The 17,427-nt window shown below is 53.6% G+C and carries 13 protein-coding genes; 10 read left to right on the top strand and 3 right to left on the bottom strand.

Annotation, left to right across the window (positions count from 1 at the left end; all coding sequences use genetic code 11):
- The first annotated feature begins 30 nt into the window (after window positions 1-30).
- From rlmD to eno, 5 genes are all read left to right on the top strand, one after another.
- On the top strand, window positions 31-1,329 hold the full coding sequence (gene rlmD / locus ACLHV9_RS19815; protein ID WP_108091049.1) for a 23S rRNA (uracil(1939)-C(5))-methyltransferase RlmD: 1,299 nt from the start codon (window positions 31-33) through the stop codon (window positions 1,327-1,329).
- 51 nt (window positions 1,330-1,380) lie between these two features.
- Window positions 1,381-3,612, top strand: a complete 2,232-nt coding sequence (gene relA / locus ACLHV9_RS19810; RefSeq protein WP_028016881.1) for a GTP diphosphokinase — start codon at window positions 1,381-1,383, stop codon at window positions 3,610-3,612.
- 67 nt (window positions 3,613-3,679) lie between these two features.
- Window positions 3,680-4,471, top strand: a complete 792-nt coding sequence (mazG, locus tag ACLHV9_RS19805) for a nucleoside triphosphate pyrophosphohydrolase (protein ID WP_108091048.1) — start codon at window positions 3,680-3,682, stop codon at window positions 4,469-4,471.
- A gap of 223 nt (window positions 4,472-4,694) precedes the next feature.
- Window positions 4,695-6,332 carry a glutamine hydrolyzing CTP synthase gene (pyrG, locus tag ACLHV9_RS19800; RefSeq protein ID WP_028016879.1) on the top strand — a complete coding sequence of 546 codons (1,638 nt, stop codon included), beginning with the start codon at window positions 4,695-4,697 and terminating at the stop codon, window positions 6,330-6,332.
- 82 nt (window positions 6,333-6,414) lie between these two features.
- On the top strand, window positions 6,415-7,710 hold the full coding sequence (eno, locus tag ACLHV9_RS19795) for a phosphopyruvate hydratase (RefSeq protein WP_028016878.1): 1,296 nt from the start codon (window positions 6,415-6,417) through the stop codon (window positions 7,708-7,710).
- Between the two features lie 55 nt (window positions 7,711-7,765).
- Here the strand turns inward: eno and ACLHV9_RS19790 are convergent, their stop codons facing one another.
- A complete protein-coding gene (locus ACLHV9_RS19790) occupies window positions 7,766-8,875 on the bottom strand; it encodes an SDR family oxidoreductase (protein ID WP_028016877.1) in 1,110 nt (369 codons plus the stop codon).
- Between the two features lie 347 nt (window positions 8,876-9,222).
- Window positions 9,223-10,047, bottom strand: coding sequence for a MurR/RpiR family transcriptional regulator (locus ACLHV9_RS19785; protein WP_108091047.1), 825 nt, complete (start codon window positions 10,045-10,047; stop codon window positions 9,223-9,225).
- Between the two features lie 165 nt (window positions 10,048-10,212).
- Between ACLHV9_RS19785 and ACLHV9_RS19780 the strand changes: the two genes are divergently transcribed.
- From ACLHV9_RS19780 to queE, 3 genes are read left to right on the top strand one after another with little or no spacing between them, the layout of a single operon-like run.
- Window positions 10,213-11,772 (top strand): maltose/glucose-specific PTS transporter subunit IIC, encoded by a 1,560-nt coding sequence (locus ACLHV9_RS19780; protein ID WP_128347319.1) that lies wholly within the window; start codon window positions 10,213-10,215, stop codon window positions 11,770-11,772.
- Window positions 11,772-12,479 carry an N-acetylmannosamine-6-phosphate 2-epimerase gene (locus tag ACLHV9_RS19775; protein WP_108091045.1) on the top strand — a complete coding sequence of 236 codons (708 nt, stop codon included), beginning with the start codon at window positions 11,772-11,774 and terminating at the stop codon, window positions 12,477-12,479. The genes ACLHV9_RS19780 and ACLHV9_RS19775 overlap by 1 nt, the downstream gene beginning before the upstream one ends.
- A 54-nt stretch (window positions 12,480-12,533) precedes the next feature.
- Entirely contained in the window at window positions 12,534-13,205 is a 672-nt protein-coding gene (gene queE, locus ACLHV9_RS19770) for a 7-carboxy-7-deazaguanine synthase QueE (RefSeq protein WP_028016873.1), read from the top strand.
- A 28-nt stretch (window positions 13,206-13,233) separates the two neighbouring features.
- Here queE and queD read toward each other — a convergent pair whose 3' ends face one another.
- Complete coding sequence (gene queD, locus ACLHV9_RS19765; RefSeq protein WP_010434567.1) at window positions 13,234-13,596, bottom strand: 6-carboxytetrahydropterin synthase QueD; 363 nt, start codon at window positions 13,594-13,596, stop codon at window positions 13,234-13,236.
- A gap of 306 nt (window positions 13,597-13,902) precedes the next feature.
- Between queD and cysJ the strand changes: the two genes are divergently transcribed.
- Both cysJ and cysI read left to right on the top strand, forming a co-directional pair.
- Window positions 13,903-15,708: an NADPH-dependent assimilatory sulfite reductase flavoprotein subunit gene (gene cysJ / locus ACLHV9_RS19760; RefSeq protein ID WP_108091044.1), complete on the top strand. Its 1,806-nt coding sequence runs from the start codon at window positions 13,903-13,905 to the stop codon at window positions 15,706-15,708.
- On the top strand, window positions 15,708-17,420 hold the full coding sequence (gene cysI, locus ACLHV9_RS19755; RefSeq protein ID WP_049007375.1) for an assimilatory sulfite reductase (NADPH) hemoprotein subunit: 1,713 nt from the start codon (window positions 15,708-15,710) through the stop codon (window positions 17,418-17,420). Before cysJ ends, cysI begins: the two co-directional genes overlap by 1 nt.
- Window positions 17,421-17,427: the final 7 nt, after the last annotated feature.

Below are 17,427 nucleotides of genomic sequence, written 5' to 3'. Positions count from 1 at the left end.
AATTATGTTTATGTGAGAAAAATCTCGGCGATGGCGCAATTCTACTCTGCAAAACGACGCGTGACGACGCGTCAAATCATCACTGTTGAAGCTACGGACCTGGATCCTTTTGGCCAGGGGGTCGCTCGACATAATGGTAAGACTCTGTTTATAACAGGTTTACTGCCAACAGAACGAGCAGAAATTACGCTGACAGAAGATAAACGGCAGTACGCCCGTGGACAGGTGAAGCGTCGCCTCAACGATAGCCCGCAGCGTGTGGAACCTCGTTGCCCGCACTTTGGTATCTGCGGAGGCTGTCAGCAACAGCATGCGAGCACAGAATTACAGCAAAAAAGCAAAAGCAGTGCCCTGGCGCGTCTGCTTAAACATGACGTTAGCGAGATTATTGCCGATGAGCCGTGGGGTTATCGCCGCCGTGCGCGCCTGAGTCTCAGCTTTCAACCAAAAACTGAGCGGCTGGAGATGGGGTTTCGCAAAGCCGGCTCCAGCGATATCGTTGATGTGAAGCATTGCCCTGTTTTGGTGCCCCATCTTGAGGCATTGCTTCCAAAAGTGCGCATTTGTCTCTCCGGGCTGGAGGGTGTTCGCCACCTTGGGCATGTCGAACTGGTCATGGCAAATAATGGCCCGCTGATGGTTTTGCGCCACACCACGCCGTTGTCGAAAAAAGATCGCGAAAAACTGGAACACTTTTCGCATTCCCACGACCTGGCGCTTTTCCTGGCACCACAAAGCGAGATACTTGAGCAGGTTACAGGTGACGCGCCCTGGTATGCGTCAAACGGACTACGCTTAACGTTCAGCCCGCGGGATTTCATTCAGGTAAATGATGGCGTTAATCAGCAGATGGTTGAGAAAGCGCTGGCGTGGCTGGATGTTCAGAAAAGCGATCGGGTGCTCGATCTGTTCTGCGGAATGGGTAACTTCACGCTGCCGTTGGCGCAAAAAGCCGCCAGCGTCGTCGGCGTGGAAGGTGTTGAGGCGCTGGTGGCTAAAGGGCAGGAGAACGCAGAGCAGAACGGCTTGCAAAATGTGACCTTCTTTCATCAAAATCTTGAGGAAGATGTCACCCAACAGCCGTGGGCGAAGCAGGGCTTTGATAAAATTTTACTCGACCCGGCTCGTGCCGGTGCACCGGGTGTCATGGCACATATTATTAAACTCGCGCCGAAGCGTGTGGTCTATGTTTCCTGTAACCCGGCAACGCTTGCCCGTGACAGTGAGGCATTAATCAGTGCGGGTTACCAGATTCGGCGTCTGGCAATGCTGGACATGTTCCCGCACACTGGACATCTGGAATCGATGGTGTTGTTCGAGCACATCTAATTTGTTTGGCTTGTCGACTTCGACAGGCCCTGGTCCCTAAAGGAGAGGACAATGGTTGCGGTAAGAAGTGCACATCTTAATAAAGCTGGGGAATTTGACCCACAAAAATGGATCGCAAGTCTGGGAATTTCCAGCCAGCAGTCGTGTGAACGCTTAACCGAAACCTGGGCCTATTGTTTGCGCACCACGCAGGGGCATCAGGATGCCGATCTTCTCTTATGGCGCGGCGTGGAGATGGTTGAAATCTTATCCATGCTGAACATGGATATCGAAACGCTGCAGGCCGCGCTTCTGTTCCCGCTTGCCGATGCGGACGTCGTCACTGAAGACGTACTGCGCGAAAGCGTTGGAAAATCGGTCGTGGCGCTGATCCACGGCGTACGCGATATGGCTGCCATCCGCCAGCTTAAGGCTGCGCACACTGACTCTGTCTCTTCAGAACAGGTCGATAACGTTCGCCGCATGCTGCTGGCCATGGTGGATGACTTCCGCTGTGTGGTCATCAAACTTGCCGAGCGAATTGCCCATCTGCGTGAAGTGAAGGATGCGCCAGAAGACGAGCGCGTGCTGGCCGCCAAAGAGTGTACAAACATCTATGCGCCGCTCGCAAACCGTTTAGGGATTGGTCAACTGAAATGGGAACTGGAAGATTATTGCTTCCGCTACCTGCACCCGGCGGAATATAAACGCATTGCCAAACTGCTGCATGAGCGCCGTATCGACCGCGAGCACTATATCGAGGAGTTTGTCAGCGGGTTGCGTCAGTCAATGAAAGAAGAGAATGTGCGTGCCGAAGTCTACGGTCGACCAAAGCACATCTACAGTATCTGGCGCAAAATGCAGAAGAAACATCTCGCTTTTGACGAGCTGTTTGACGTGCGCGCGGTACGTATCGTGGCGGAGCGTCTGCAGGACTGCTATGCCGCGCTGGGGATAGTGCACACTCACTTCCGCCACCTGCCGGATGAGTTCGATGATTATGTCGCGAACCCGAAACCTAACGGCTACCAGTCTATTCATACCGTTGTGCTCGGCCCTGGCGGCAAAACGGTCGAAATTCAGATCCGCACCAAACAGATGCACGAAGACGCCGAACTGGGCGTTGCCGCGCACTGGAAATATAAAGAAGGCACCTCCGGTGGGGCGCGTTCCGGCCATGAAGATCGCATCGCCTGGCTGCGTAAGCTGATTGCGTGGCAGGAAGAGATGGCCGACTCTGGCGAGATGCTTGACGAGGTGCGCAGCCAGGTCTTTGACGACCGGGTGTATGTCTTTACCCCGAAAGGGGATGTCGTTGATCTGCCTGCGGGCTCTACACCGCTCGATTTTGCCTACCATATCCACAGTGATGTGGGGCACCGCTGTATCGGGGCGAAAATCGGCGGGCGCATTGTACCGTTCACCTACCAGCTGCAGATGGGCGACCAGATTGAAATTATCACCCAGAAGCAGCCAAACCCGAGCCGGGACTGGCTGAATCCAAACCTGGGTTACGTGACGACCAGCCGTGGGCGTTCCAAAATTCACGCCTGGTTCCGTAAACAGGATCGTGACAAGAACATCCTTGCGGGTCGTCAGATCCTTGATGACGAGCTGGAGCATATTGGCATCAGCCTGAAAGAGGCGGAGAAGTTCCTGCTGCCGCGCTACAACTTTAACGAGCTTGATGAGCTGTTAGCGGCCATTGGTGGCGGCGATATCCGTCTGAATCAGATGGTGAACTTCCTGCAGGCGCAGTTCAATAAGCCGAGTGCGGCAGAGCAGGATGCAGCCGCGCTGAAGCAGTTGCAGCAGAAAACCTATGCCCCGCAGCAGCGCAGCAAAGACAATGGTCGCGTGGTGGTGGAAGGCGTAGGCAATCTTATGCACCACATTGCGCGCTGCTGCCAGCCTATCCCGGGCGACGATATCGTCGGCTTTATCACCCAGGGGCGCGGGATTTCGATTCACCGCTCCGACTGCGACCAGCTTGCCGAGCTACAATCGCATGCGCCTGAGCGCATCGTGGAAGCGGTCTGGGGCGAGAGCTATTCCGCGGGTTACTCGCTGGTGGTGCGCGTTACTGCCAACGATCGCAGCGGGCTGCTCCGCGACATTACCACCATTCTCGCCAACGAGAAGGTCAACGTGCTGGGCGTCGCTAGCCGCAGCGATACCCGCGAGCAGCTTGCCACCATCGATATGACCATCGAAATCTATAACCTGCAGGTGCTGGGCCGCGTGCTTGGCAAACTGAACCAGGTGCCGGATGTGATTGACGCGCGTCGTCTGCACGGCGGTTAAACACACTCTTCTGTAAGCCGGGTAAGGCTTTGCCGCCACCCGGCTTGTTTTTTTAATGGAAAACACTATGACTCAAATCGACCGCCTGCTCGGCATCATGAAACGTCTTCGGGACCCTGAAAACGGCTGTCCGTGGGACAAAGAGCAGACTTTCGCCACCATCGCCCCGTACACACTTGAAGAGACCTATGAGGTGCTGGACGCCATCTCTCGTGAAGATTTTGACGACCTTCGCGGCGAGTTGGGCGATCTGCTGTTCCAGGTGGTGTTCTATGCACAAATGGCGCAGGAAGAAGGGCGCTTTAACTTTGACGACATCTGTGCCGCCATCAGCGACAAGCTTGAGCGCCGCCACCCCCATATTTTTGGTGATGCCACTGCAGGGAACAGCGCGGAAGTGCTGGTCCGCTGGGAACAAATCAAAAGCGCCGAGCGTGCAGAGAAATCCCAGCACTCCGCGCTGGACGATATTCCTCTGAGTCTGCCTGCGCTGATGCGTGCCCATAAAATTCAGAAACGCTGCTCTGCAGTCGGGTTTGACTGGACGTCCCTCGGCCCGGTACTGGACAAAGTGCATGAAGAGATAGATGAAGTGATGCACGAAGCGCAGCAGGCAGTGGTGGATGAAGCAAAGCTGGAAGAGGAGATGGGCGATTTGCTGTTTGCGACTGTCAACCTTTCACGCCACCTGGGCGTAAAAGCGGAAACCGCGCTGCAAAAAGCCAACATTAAGTTCGAGCGTCGTTTTCGCGAAGTTGAACGGATTGTGGCCTCGCGTGGCCTGGAAATGACCGGTGTAGACCTCGATGTGATGGAAGAAGTCTGGCAGGAAGTAAAACGCCAGGAATCTGATCTCTAACGGATTTTTGCGATCAAGCGCAATTTGTGTGATTTTTTAAATGACAAGCGCTTGATTTGCGTCAAAAACATTTACCCAAAACGGGCTATTTTCTCACTCCTTATGTTTGTCATGGCCTGGAATGGAGACGGAGAATGAAAGTTTGTGGCGCTCGCCGTGTTCGGGTATACTACTTTCCCGTCCTGGTTATTCCATCGTTTCACCCTAACTTCTCAGGTTCAGCATGACAACGAACTATATTTTTGTGACCGGCGGGGTCGTATCCTCTCTGGGTAAAGGCATTGCCGCAGCCTCCCTCGCAGCCATTCTTGAAGCCCGTGGCCTCAATGTGACCATGATGAAACTGGATCCGTACATCAACGTCGATCCGGGCACCATGAGCCCAACCCAACACGGGGAAGTGTTCGTTACTGAAGACGGCGCTGAAACCGATCTGGATCTTGGCCACTACGAGCGTTTCATCCGTACCAAAATGACCCGTCGTAACAACTTCACGACTGGCCGCATCTATTCCGACGTTCTGCGTAAAGAGCGCCGTGGTGACTACCTGGGCGCGACCGTGCAGGTTATCCCACACATCACGAACGCAATTAAAGAACGTGTTCTTGCCGGTGGCGAAGGGCATGACGTGGTGCTGGTTGAAATCGGCGGTACTGTAGGGGATATCGAATCCTTACCATTCCTGGAAGCGATTCGTCAGCTGGCGGTGGATATTGGTCGTGAACACGCGCTGTTCATGCACCTGACGCTGGTGCCTTACATGGCAGCCGCAGGTGAAGTGAAAACCAAACCGACTCAGCACTCGGTGAAAGAGCTGCTCTCCATTGGTATTCAGCCTGACATCCTGGTTTGCCGTTCCGATCGTGCTATCCCGGCGAACGAACGTGCGAAAATTGCATTGTTCTGTAACGTGCCTGAAAAAGCCGTTATTTCAATGAAAGATGTCGATTCCATTTATAAAATCCCGGGCCTGTTGAAATCACAGGGCCTGGACGATTATATTTGTAAACGATTCAGCTTGAACTGCCCGGAAGCAAATCTGTCCGAATGGGAACAGGTTATTTACGAAGAAGCCAACCCGGCAGGCGAAGTGACTATCGGTATGGTGGGCAAGTACATTGAACTGCCAGATGCCTATAAGTCAGTTATCGAAGCGCTGAAACACGGTGGTCTGAAGAACCGTGTCTCCGTGAATATCAAGCTGATTGATTCGCAGGATGTTGAAACGCGTGGCGTTGAAATCCTGAAAGATCTGGATGCAATTCTCATCCCTGGCGGCTTCGGCTACCGTGGTGTAGAAGGCAAGATCGCCACCGCGCGCTATGCGCGTGAAAACAATATTCCATACCTCGGCATCTGTCTGGGTATGCAGGTTGCGCTGATCGAATTTGCGCGCAACGTAGCGGGAATGGAAAACGCGAACTCTACGGAATTTGTGCCAGACTGTAAGTACCCTGTAGTGGCGCTTATCACTGAATGGCGTGACGAAGACGGTAACGTCGAAGTCCGTACCGAGAAGAGCGATCTGGGTGGCACCATGCGTCTTGGCGCACAGGCCTGCCAGCTGTCCGACGATAGCGTGGTTCGCAAGCTGTATGGCGAGTCAACCATCACCGAACGCCATCGTCACCGCTATGAAGTCAACAACATGTTGTTGAAACAAATTGAAGCCGCGGGTCTGCGTGTTGCGGGCCGCTCCGGGGATGATCAGTTAGTCGAGATCATTGAAGTGCCAAACCATCCGTGGTTTGTCGCCTGCCAGTTCCACCCGGAATTTACTTCAACGCCACGTGACGGGCATCCGCTGTTTGCAGGCTTCGTGAAGGCCGCCAGCGACTACCAGAAGCGTCAGGCGAAGTAAAAAAAGTTAGAACGGCAACGCGTACCCCTGGTACGCGTTGTTTGTCTGGAGTTTTAGTTTAACTTGTACTGAGGAAAATCTAATGTCCAAAATCGTTAAAGTCATCGGTCGTGAAATCATCGACTCCCGTGGTAACCCGACCGTTGAAGCCGAAGTTCATCTGGAAGGTGGTTTCGTCGGTATGGCAGCAGCTCCATCAGGTGCTTCTACTGGTTCCCGCGAAGCGCTGGAACTGCGCGATGGCGACAAATCCCGTTTCATGGGCAAAGGCGTACTGAAAGCGGTTGGCGCTGTAAACGGTCCTATTGCTCAGGCAATCCTTGGCAAAGACGCCAAAGACCAGGCTGGCATCGACAAGATCATGATCGATCTGGACGGTACTGAAAACAAATCTAACTTCGGTGCGAACGCAATCCTGGCTGTTTCCCTGGCGAACGCCAAAGCAGCAGCTGCAGCGAAAGGTATGCCACTGTTCGAACACATTGCTGAACTGAACGGCACCCCAGGCAAATACTCCATGCCAGTACCAATGATGAACATCATCAACGGTGGTGAGCACGCGGACAACAACGTTGATATTCAGGAATTCATGATTCAGCCAGTTGGCGCGAAATCCCTGAAAGAAGCGGTACGCATGGGTTCTGAAGTGTTCCACAACCTGGCTAAAGTTCTGAAAGCTAAAGGTATGAACACTGCTGTTGGTGACGAAGGTGGTTATGCGCCAAACCTGGGTTCTAACGCAGAAGCACTGGCAGTAATCGCAGAAGCAGTTAAAGCTGCTGGCTACGAGCTGGGCAAAGACATCACCCTGGCGATGGACTGTGCAGCATCTGAATTCTACAAAGACGGTAAATACGTTCTGGCTGGCGAAGGCAACAAAGCGTTCACCTCTGAAGAGTTCACTCACTTCCTGGAAGACCTGACCAAACAGTACCCAATCGTTTCTATCGAAGACGGTCTGGACGAATCTGACTGGGCTGGTTTCGCATACCAGACCAAAGTACTGGGCGACAAAATCCAGCTGGTTGGTGACGATCTGTTCGTAACCAACACCAAGATCCTGAAAGAAGGCATCGAGAAAGGCATCGTTAACTCCATCCTGATCAAATTCAACCAGATCGGTTCTCTGACCGAAACTCTGGCTGCGATCAAAATGGCGAAAGACGCTGGCTACACCGCTGTTATCTCTCACCGTTCTGGCGAAACTGAAGACGCTACCATCGCTGACCTGGCTGTTGGTACCGCTGCAGGCCAGATCAAAACCGGTTCTATGAGCCGTTCTGACCGTGTTGCTAAATACAACCAGCTGATTCGTATCGAAGAAGCTCTGGGCGAAAAAGCACCATACAACGGTCGTAAAGAGATCAAAGGCCAGTAATAGCCTTTAAGCCTTAGAATGAAAATGCCAGTCGAATGACTGGCATTTTTTTTGGCTATTTAAAATCGACTGCCATCTGTTCGGGGATTGTGAGCCCCTGAGTCGTCTGTACGCAGCGGGCGATATAATCCGTAAAGCGGGGTGGCTTCGGCATCCCCATGCTCAATAGCTTATCGTTGCTGAAGCGCACGTTAAGCGTGGCAAACGCACCGTATAAACGCATTGCTTTTAGCATCAGACGTTCGTTGCATGGACCAAAAATATTTTTCAATTCGCGGCGCATTCTAACCAGCGTTTCGTAGCTGACCTGAGCATACCGATCGCCAACAGGGGCTTTCTCCAGCGCCTGCGCCATGGCCTGATCGATATCCGCAAAGCGAACGCTATTCTCTTCCCCAGCAGAAATATGTACCACTTCCCCAGGACGAGCGTTGCTGGTGAGCAGCATTAACAACGCATCGGCGCAATAATCCACCGGAACAACGTCGATTCTGTCTTCCATTGAGCACATAAACTTCTGCAGCATCAGGCCCATGCTAAAGACCCAGAAAATGCTGCTCGACGGCGTGCAGCCGTGACGAGTATGGCCGACGACGATGGACGGGCGAGCGATGAGCAACGGCAGGTTCGGGCACTCCTGGCGCATCAGCTGTTCGATAGTTGACTTCGAAAACGTGTATTCCACCAGGTGTTCTGCATTTTCTCTGAATTCAGCGCTTTCAGCGACCAGGGAATCCTGTTCCGGCGTGCATGACATTGCCGTGCCTACGTGCAGGAAACGCTGTAAGGCCGTCACCCGTTCCATGCGACGCGCCAGCGCCAGCGTGCCCTCGACATTGACCTTCCAGATCAGCGGATTATTACCAAAAGACGCAACAGCTGCACAGTTAACGACGTGCGTGACCTGGTCCAGGCGAGGATCGTCCAGAAATGCTTCCGGCTGGCTGAGGTCACCAATGAGGATATTATCTACGCTCAGAGAAGCCAGTTTATTCTCAGGCACATTGAATTTGCGCATGTTCTCTTGCACACGCTCCAGCCCACCCTGCGGATCGCTGGCACGCGCGAGCAAAAGGAGTTTTACGGGTTTATCATTGGTCAGTATTTTTTCGAGTACTGCACCGCCCAGAAATCCTGTTACGCCTGTAATCAATAACATCTTCATTAATACCGTCTCATTATGGTTGATGAGGCGGATTGTAGGCGCACAAAAGTAAACGGCATTTAAATAATAAAACGCCGAAAATGAAGGCTTCTTAAGCTTATTTTAAGAAAAGGAAATCAGGTGGATGTATTTGACATTGTGGAAAGGTAAAAAATTCAAATTATAAAAAAGAATATTTTAACTTAATGATTTTAAGGCTCTTTTATAAGCTCAATCTTACTATTAATAGTTATTCAAAATGTAATAAGCAAAATACTTTGTTACACGATTCATTTGTCCGGTAAATGATTTAAGTGAAACTGAATACCAAAAACCGCAGGCCGTTTTATTTAGCCTGCGAACTATTTTTAGAGTAACAGAGGGAGCGTAGCGCTGGCCGTTTGCTGGCTAACGTCGCCATAATGGCCATCCAGCGCAATCATGGAGGTGGTCAGCAGCTCGACCAGCAGCATGACGCCAACTTTAGCATTGAGTGCGCCAGCGCTAAGCGGCCCTTCGGGCTTGGCGGCAACCAGCTGAATATCGCTCAGGGAAGCCAGCGGGCTACGGGGGGTATTGCTGAGGGCTAACACCTTGACGCCGCGCTTGCGTGCAAGTTTCACCACGTGGAGTAAATCCCGCGTTGAACCCGAACTGGAGATGGCCACGACCAGGGTCTCCTTCGAAAGGGTCGTCGCATTCATGGCTGCGCGGTGCATATCACTAAACAGCTGTGCGGGTTTGCCCAGCCGCAACAGCTTGTAATGCAGGTACTCACCGAGGATCGCGCTGGCAGCAACACCATAAATCTGTACGGATTGCGCCTGGTGCAGCGCTAGCGCCGCCTTTTCAAGCAACGCCCGGTCAAGGAGTCTGGCAGTATCCTGCAAAGCCTGTACTGACTCATCAACAACGTTATCAATTTCATCTCCGGTCTGTCGCGCGGGCTGGCCCTGCTGAATATCCAGCGCAAGCGCCATTTTAAATTCGTTATATCCCTTGCAGCCCAGCGTGCGGCAAAGACGCGTGACGCTGGCCTCGCTGGTGCGACTTTCGCGCGCCAGTTCAGTGATCGTCAGGTAGAGCACCCGGGCAGGATCGTTGAGGACAAACTCGCCAAGTTTTTGTTGCGTTGGGCTGTACCCGGAAGCCTCCTGGCGTAGCTTCAGCAGCAGGTTTTCATGGTCTGACATGCTAGATCCTTAATGCGTTTCTCTGCGACTAGTGTGGCGGAAAGCAGGGGAAAGATGCCAGTCATTTTGAAAAAGTATGATCATCCTCCTGGTTTCTGATGGTAATTTTCATGTATTGATGTTTTTGTGGTAAAAATTTTCATCATTAAATGAGAGGATGAAAAAATGATGCAAATGTTCAGCGGGGCTTCTTCTGGGGGATGGTTTGAAAAAGCGCAGCGCTTTGGCAAATCCTTTATGTTACCTATCGCCGTATTGCCAGCAGCAGGTCTGCTGCTGGGGATAGGTGGCGCGTTATCGAATCCAAATACCCTCGCGGCATATCCGTTTTTGGATGTGAGCTGGCTTCAGGCCATCTTCACTATCATGAGCAGTGCGGGTTCAATTGTGTTTGCGAACCTCTCGGTGCTGTTTGCTGTTGGGGTTGCTGTCGGGCTGGCAAAAAGCGATAAGGGCACGGCAGGGCTGGCGGCGTTGCTCGCTTTTCTGGTGATGAATGCCACCATTAACGCGCTGCTGATCCTCACCGGAAAACTGGCGCATGATAATCCTGGCGCTGTGGGGCAGGGCATGACGCTGGGGATCCAGACCCTGGAAACCGGTGTGTTTGGTGGCGTGGTGATCGGTCTCGTGACATGCGCTCTCCATCACCGGTTTAATAAAATTGCGCTTCCGCAATTTCTGGGCTTCTTTGGCGGTTCACGTTTTGTTCCCATTATCAGCTCGCTGGCAGCAATACTCGTCGGGGCCGTCATGACCGTCGTCTGGCCGCATTTCCAGAAACTGATCTTTGGTCTGGGTGGGCTGGTGGATGCGACGGGTTACCTGGGCACAATGCTCTATGGCTTCATTTTGCGTATGCTCGGCCCATTCGGTTTACATCACATCTTCTATCTTCCTTTCTGGACTACCGCGCTCGGCGGGAGTGAGATCGTCAACGGTCATCTGGTCGAAGGCACACAGCGGATCTTCTTCGCGCAACTGGCCGATCCTACGACGCGTCAGTTTTACGAAGGGACGTCGCGCTTTATGTCCGGGCGCTTCATTACGATGATGTTTGGCCTGCTCGGTGCATGTCTCGCGATGTACCACACGGCAAAACCCGAGAACAAAAAACGCGTCGCCGGGCTGCTGCTCTCTGCGGCATTAACCTCGTTCCTGACCGGGATTACCGAGCCTATCGAGTTCTCCTTCCTGTTTATTGCGCCGGTGCTTTACGTCATTCATGCGCTGTTTGACGGGCTGGCGTTCATGCTCGCACACATGCTGCATATCACCATCGGGCAAACCTTCTCCGGCGGTTTTATCGACTTCGTGCTGTTTGGCATTCTTCAGGGTGAGGCCAAAACCCACTGGATGTTCGTACCGCTGGTCGGCGTGCCGTGGTTCTTCCTCTACTACTTCACGTTCCGCTATCTGATTAACCGCTTTGATTTTGCCACGCCGGGGCGTGAAAAAGAGGCGGTGGCGGATGAGGTCAGTCTGCCGCAAAGCGAGCGCGCTGCAGCGGTAATCGCCGGGCTGGGTGGAAAAGACAATCTGGACGAGGTGGACTGCTGCGCCACGCGCCTTCGCGTCACGGTGAAAGACGGCAGCAAAGTGAATGAAGCAGCATTGAAAGCCACCGGTGCACGCGGCGTCATTGTGCGCGGTAACGGTGTTCAGGTCATTTATGGCCCGCATGTCACGATTATCAAAAACGAAGTTGAAGAGATCTTATCGTAATGAAAACTGTACTGGATAACCTGAAAGGAAAACTGGTCGTCTCTTGTCAGGCGCTGGAAAATGAACCTCTGCATAGCCCGTTTATTATGTCACGGATGGCGCGGGCAGCGTTTCAGGGCGGGGCTGCTGCCATCCGCGCCAACAGCGTGGTGGATATTGCGGCCATTAAACAGGAGGTTTCTTTACCCGTTATCGGCATCATCAAACGGGATTATCCTGGTAGCGCGGTGTTTATCACTGCGACAATGAAAGAAGTGGATGAGCTGATGAGCGTCTCTCCGGAAATCATTGCACTTGATGCGACTGCGCGCGAGCGTCCTGGCGGTGAATCACTGTCAACGCTGGTCAGCCACATCCGTAAACGTTACCCCGGGATAGTGCTGATGGCGGATATATCCAGCGTAGAAGAAGCCGAAACCGCGCAGGAACTGGGCTTTGATTGTGTTGGAACCACGCTTTACGGCTATACGGCGGAAAGTGCGGGTCATGCTTTACCTGATAATGACTGCGCATTCCTGAAGGATGTGCTGGCTGCCGTCACGGTTCCGGTGGTTGCCGAAGGCAACGTCGATACCCCTGAGCGCGCGGCCAGATGCCTGGCACTGGGAGCGCATATGGTGGTCGTGGGTGGGGCAATCACCCGTCCACAGCAGATCACTGAACGGTTTATGGCAGCGATTGGCGCGCAAAGCACCGATCGAGCATGACCATCTGGCGGGGATCTGCGATAATTATCGTTTATCCCCTTTACTGAGATGACTATGCAGTACCCGATTAACGAGATGTTCCAGACCCTGCAAGGCGAGGGTTACTTTACCGGCGTTCCCGCTATTTTCATTCGTTTACAGGGATGCCCGGTTGGCTGTGCCTGGTGTGATACCAAACATACGTGGGATAAGCTCGCAGATCGGGAAGTGTCGCTGTTTAGCATTCTGGCGAAAACCAAAGAGAGCGATAAGTGGGGGGCGGGCAGTTCAGAGGATCTGCTGGCCATTATTGGTCGTCAGGGCTGGACGGCGCGCCATGTGGTGATCACCGGGGGTGAACCCTGCATCCACGATCTGACGCCGCTAACCGAGCTGCTCGAAAAGAACGGTTACAGCTGCCAGATTGAAACCAGCGGTACACATGAAGTGCGTTGTTCCCACACCACGTGGGTGACGGTATCACCCAAAGTGAATATGCGCGGCGGATACGATGTCCTGTCTCAGGCGCTGGAACGTGCAGATGAGATAAAACACCCGGTAGGTCGCGTGCGTGATATTGAAGCACTGGATGAACTGCTGGCAACCCTCTCGGATGAAAAGCAGCGGGTCATTGCCCTGCAGCCTATCAGCCAGAAAGAGGATGCGACGCGCCTGTGCATTGAAACCTGTATCGCGCGTAACTGGCGTCTGTCGATGCAGACGCACAAGTACCTGAATATAGCCTGAAAAAAAGCCCGGTTTAACCGGGCTTTTTTTACTCGCCGCGATAGACGCAGCCGGCGGTGCAGGTCTCTTTAATCATCACTGCGCTCAGCAGCGGTACCAGCGGTTTCATCTGATCCCAGATCCATTTTGCCAGCACTTCGCTGGTCGGGTTTTCAAGGCCCGGAATATCATTCAGGTAATAGTGATCCAGACGATCGTAAGTTGGCTTAAATGCCGCTTTCAGCTCGGCAAAATCCATGATCCAACCGGTATGCGGATCGACTTCACCGGTGATCTCAAGACGCACCATAAACGAGTGCCCGTGCAGACGGCCACATTTATGTCCTTCAGGAACATGAGGAAGGTGGTGGGCGGCTTCGAAGGTGAAATCTTTAAACAGTGTGGTGGACATGATCGCTCTCAGTAATGCGGAAAAAACCGCCGCATAGTACCGGAAAGCACAATTTTTAGCATTAACTAAAACGGCTCTGAAGCCTGGACCGCAGGAAGTGGCCATTTTTTGTTATCTTTATTCTGATATTTCAATCAGTTAATTAATCTGTTTTATCGTTAAGCATGATAACTAAAACAGGTTAGTCCATTTGGTTATTTATTATTTCCATCCCTTCTTTAATTGTTAGTATCCTCACCGTTAACCTTATCTTCAGTTTGGATTTATTCGCTTAAAGTCCGCTTGGCTACTGGAACATAACGACGCATGACGACACAGGCCCCACCTTCAAATTTGCTTCCCCTGAACCCGGAGCAACTGGCGCGCCTTCAGGCTGCCACCTCTGATTTTTCTCCCACTCAGCTTGCCTGGGTCTCCGGTTATTTCTGGGGAATGCTCAATCAGCTACCGGGCGCTGTGGCTGCCGCTCCGGCAACGGTCGTAGAAATTCCGGCCATTACGTTGATTTCCGCCTCGCAGACGGGCAATGCCCGCCGTGTGGCTGAAGCGCTGCGTGACGACCTGCTGGCTGCCAGACTGAACGTGAACCTGGTCAACGCCGGGGATTATAAATTTAAACAGATCGCGTCAGAAAAACTGCTGGTGGTTGTCGCCTCAACGCAGGGGGAAGGTGAGCCTGCTGAAGAAGCGGTGGCGCTGCATAAGTTCCTGTTCTCGAAAAAAGCGCCAAAACTGGACGGCACGGCTTTTGCGGTGTTTGGCCTGGGCGATACCTCTTATGAATTCTTCTGCCAGTCTGGTAAAGATTTCGACAGCAAACTGGCTGAACTGGGCGCAGAGCGTTTGCTGGATCGCGTTGACGCCGACGTGGAATACCAGACCGCCGCTGCTGAATGGCGTGCCCGCATCGTTGAGGTGCTGAAAGCGCGCGTCCCGAAAGAGACACAGGCACAGGCCGCGTTTACCGCGACGGGGGCCGTCAACGACATCCATACCAGCCCTTACACTAAAGAGGCTCCGCTGGCCGCGAGCCTGTCGGTTAATCAGAAAATTACCGGCCGTGATTCTGAAAAAGACGTGCGCCATATCGAAATCGATCTCGGTGACTCTGGCCTGCGTTACCAGCCGGGCGATGCGCTGGGGATTTGGTATCAGAACGATCCAGCGCTGGTAAAAGAGCTGGTCGAACTGCTGTGGCTGAAAGGGGATGAGCCTGTCACTGTGGAAGGCAAAACGCAGCCGCTCTCTGAAGCGCTGCAGTGGCATTTCGAACTGACGGTGAATACCCCGAATATTGTAGAAAATTACGCTACCTTAACCCGCAGCGAATCGCTGCTGCCATTCGTGGGTGATAAGGCGAAGCTGCAGCATTACGCGGCGTCAACGCCAATTGTCGATATGGTGCGTTTCTCTCCGGCTCAGCTGGATGCCGATGCGCTGATCGGCCTGCTGCGTCCGCTGACCCCGCGTCTGTACTCCATCGCCTCTTCGCAGGCCGAAGTGGAGAGTGAAGTGCATGTTACCGTCGGCGTGGTGCGCTACGACATCGAAGGCCGCGCCCGCGCGGGTGGGGCATCAAGTTTCCTGGCGGATCGCGTGGAAGAAGAGGGCGAAGTGCGCGTCTTTATCGAGCACAACGACAACTTCCGCCTGCCTGCGAACCCGGAAACCCCGATCATTATGATTGGCCCAGGCACCGGCATTGCGCCGTTCCGCGCCTTCATGCAGCAGCGCGCGGCAGATGAAGCGCCGGGTAAAAACTGGCTCTTCTTCGGCAACCCGCACTTTACGGAAGATTTCCTCTACCAGGTTGAGTGGCAGCGCTATGTTAAAGAAGGCGTACTGACCCACATCGATCTGGCCTGGTCCCGCGACCAGAAAGAAAAAGTATACGTACAAGACAAACTGCGCGAACAGGGCGCAGAGGTGTGGCGCTGGATCAATGACGGTGCCCACATTTATGTCTGCGGCGACGCCAATCGCATGGCGAAAGACGTTGAGCAGGCACTGCTGGAAGTGATTGCCGAATTCGGCGGTATGGATGCCGAAACGGCAGATGAATATTTAAGTGAGCTGCGCGTTGAGCGCCGTTATCAGCGAGATGTCTACTAATGAGCGAAAAACATCCAGGGCCACTGGTGGTCGAAGGTAAACTGACAGACGCCGAGCGCATGAAGCTGGAAAGCAACTATCTGCGCGGCACCATTGCTGAAGATCTGAATGACGGTCTCACCGGCGGTTTCAAAGGCGACAACTTCCTGCTGATCCGTTTCCACGGTATGTACCAGCAGGACGATCGCGATATCCGCGCCGAGCGTGCTGAACAGAAGCTGGAGCCGCGTCACGCGATGCTGCTGCGCTGCCGCCTGCCGGGTGGGGTGATCACCACCAAACAGTGGCAGGCGATCGACAAGTTTGCCGGTGAAAACACGATTTATGGCAGCATCCGCCTGACTAACCGTCAGACCTTCCAGTTCCACGGCATTCTGAAGAAGAACGTGAAGCCGGTACACCAGATGCTGCACTCGGTTGGGCTGGACGCTCTGGCGACCGCCAACGACATGAACCGTAACGTGCTCTGCACCTCGAACCCGTATGAGTCCGAGCTGCACGCCGAAGCCTATGAGTGGGCGAAGAAGATCTCTGAGCATCTGCTGCCGCGCACGCGCGCTTATGCGGAGATCTGGCTCGATCAGGAAAAAGTTGCCACCACCGACGAAGAACCGATCCTTGGCCAGACCTATCTGCCGCGTAAGTTCAAAACCACGGTAGTGATCCCGCCGCAGAACGATATCGATCTGCACGCCAACGACATGAACTTCGTAGCGATTGCTGAAAACGGCAAGCTGGTGGGCTTTAACCTGCTGGTGGGCGGCGGCCTGTCCATCGAACACGGCAACAAGAAAACCTACGCCCGTACCGCCAGCGAGTTCGGCTTCCTGCCGCTTGAGCATACGCTGGCCGTGGCGGAAGCGGTGGTAACCACCCAGCGCGACTGGGGTAACCGTACAGACCGTAAAAACGCGAAAACCAAATACACCCTGGAGCGCGTGGGCGTTGAGACGTTTAAAGAAGAAGTAGAACGTCGCGCCGGCATTAAATTTGAGCCGATCCGCCCTTACGAATTCACCGGTCGCGGCGATCGCATTGGCTGGGTAAAAGGCATCGACAATAAATGGCACTTGACGCTGTTTATCGAAAACGGCCGTATTCTGGATTATCCGGGGCGTCCGCTGAAAACCGGTTTGCTGGAAATTGCGAAGGTCCACAAGGGTGAGTTCCGCATTACCGCCAACCAGAACCTGATCATTGCTGGTGTGCCTGAAAACCAGAAGGCGAAGATCGAGAAACTGGCGCGCGATCATGGGTTGATGAATGCGGTGAAACCGCAACGCGAAAACTCGATGGCCTGCGTGTCATTCCCGACCTGTCCGCTGGCAATGGCCGAAGCGGAGCGTTTCCTGCCGTCATTCACTGACAAAGTAGAAGCGATTCTGGAAAAACACGGTATTCCGGACGAGCATATTGTTATGCGTATTACCGGCTGCCCGAACGGCTGCGGCCGCGCAATGCTGGCAGAGATGGGACTGGTGGGTAAAGCGCCAGGCCGTTACAACCTGCATCTTGGCGGCAACCGCATCGGTACGCGTATCCCACGGATGTACCGTGAAAACATTACTGAATCGGAGATCCTCGATTCGGTCGACGAACTGGTTGGGCGCTGGGCGAAAGAGCGTGAAGCGGGTGAAGGCTTCGGCGACTTTACGGTGCGTGCGGGCATCATTCGCCCGGTGCTCGACCCGGCCCGGGATTTCTGGGAGTAACAACGCG

The sequence above is a fragment of the Enterobacter sp. CPE_E890 genome (genome assembly GCF_046521475.1).
Taxonomy (GTDB): domain Bacteria; phylum Pseudomonadota; class Gammaproteobacteria; order Enterobacterales; family Enterobacteriaceae; genus Enterobacter; species Enterobacter adelaidei.
This window is presented reverse-complemented; position numbering and strand designations above follow the sequence as displayed.

What these genes read in the sequence shown, in the direction of transcription:
- rlmD (WP_108091049.1), top strand. Translation starts at nt 31, where the DNA reads ATGGCGCAATTCTACTCTGCAAAACGACGCGTGACGACGCGTCAAATC.
- relA (WP_028016881.1), top strand. Translation starts at nt 1,381, where the DNA reads ATGGTTGCGGTAAGAAGTGCACATCTTAATAAAGCTGGGGAATTTGAC.
- mazG (WP_108091048.1), top strand. Translation starts at nt 3,680, where the DNA reads ATGACTCAAATCGACCGCCTGCTCGGCATCATGAAACGTCTTCGGGAC.
- pyrG (WP_028016879.1), top strand. Translation starts at nt 4,695, where the DNA reads ATGACAACGAACTATATTTTTGTGACCGGCGGGGTCGTATCCTCTCTG.
- eno (WP_028016878.1), top strand. Translation starts at nt 6,415, where the DNA reads ATGTCCAAAATCGTTAAAGTCATCGGTCGTGAAATCATCGACTCCCGT.
- ACLHV9_RS19790 (WP_028016877.1), bottom strand. Translation starts at nt 8,875, where the DNA reads ATGAAGATGTTATTGATTACAGGCGTAACAGGATTTCTGGGCGGTGCA.
- ACLHV9_RS19785 (WP_108091047.1), bottom strand. Translation starts at nt 10,047, where the DNA reads ATGTCAGACCATGAAAACCTGCTGCTGAAGCTACGCCAGGAGGCTTCC.
- ACLHV9_RS19780 (WP_128347319.1), top strand. Translation starts at nt 10,213, where the DNA reads ATGATGCAAATGTTCAGCGGGGCTTCTTCTGGGGGATGGTTTGAAAAA.
- ACLHV9_RS19775 (WP_108091045.1), top strand. Translation starts at nt 11,772, where the DNA reads ATGAAAACTGTACTGGATAACCTGAAAGGAAAACTGGTCGTCTCTTGT.
- queE (WP_028016873.1), top strand. Translation starts at nt 12,534, where the DNA reads ATGCAGTACCCGATTAACGAGATGTTCCAGACCCTGCAAGGCGAGGGT.
- queD (WP_010434567.1), bottom strand. Translation starts at nt 13,596, where the DNA reads ATGTCCACCACACTGTTTAAAGATTTCACCTTCGAAGCCGCCCACCAC.
- cysJ (WP_108091044.1), top strand. Translation starts at nt 13,903, where the DNA reads ATGACGACACAGGCCCCACCTTCAAATTTGCTTCCCCTGAACCCGGAG.
- cysI (WP_049007375.1), top strand. Translation starts at nt 15,708, where the DNA reads ATGAGCGAAAAACATCCAGGGCCACTGGTGGTCGAAGGTAAACTGACA.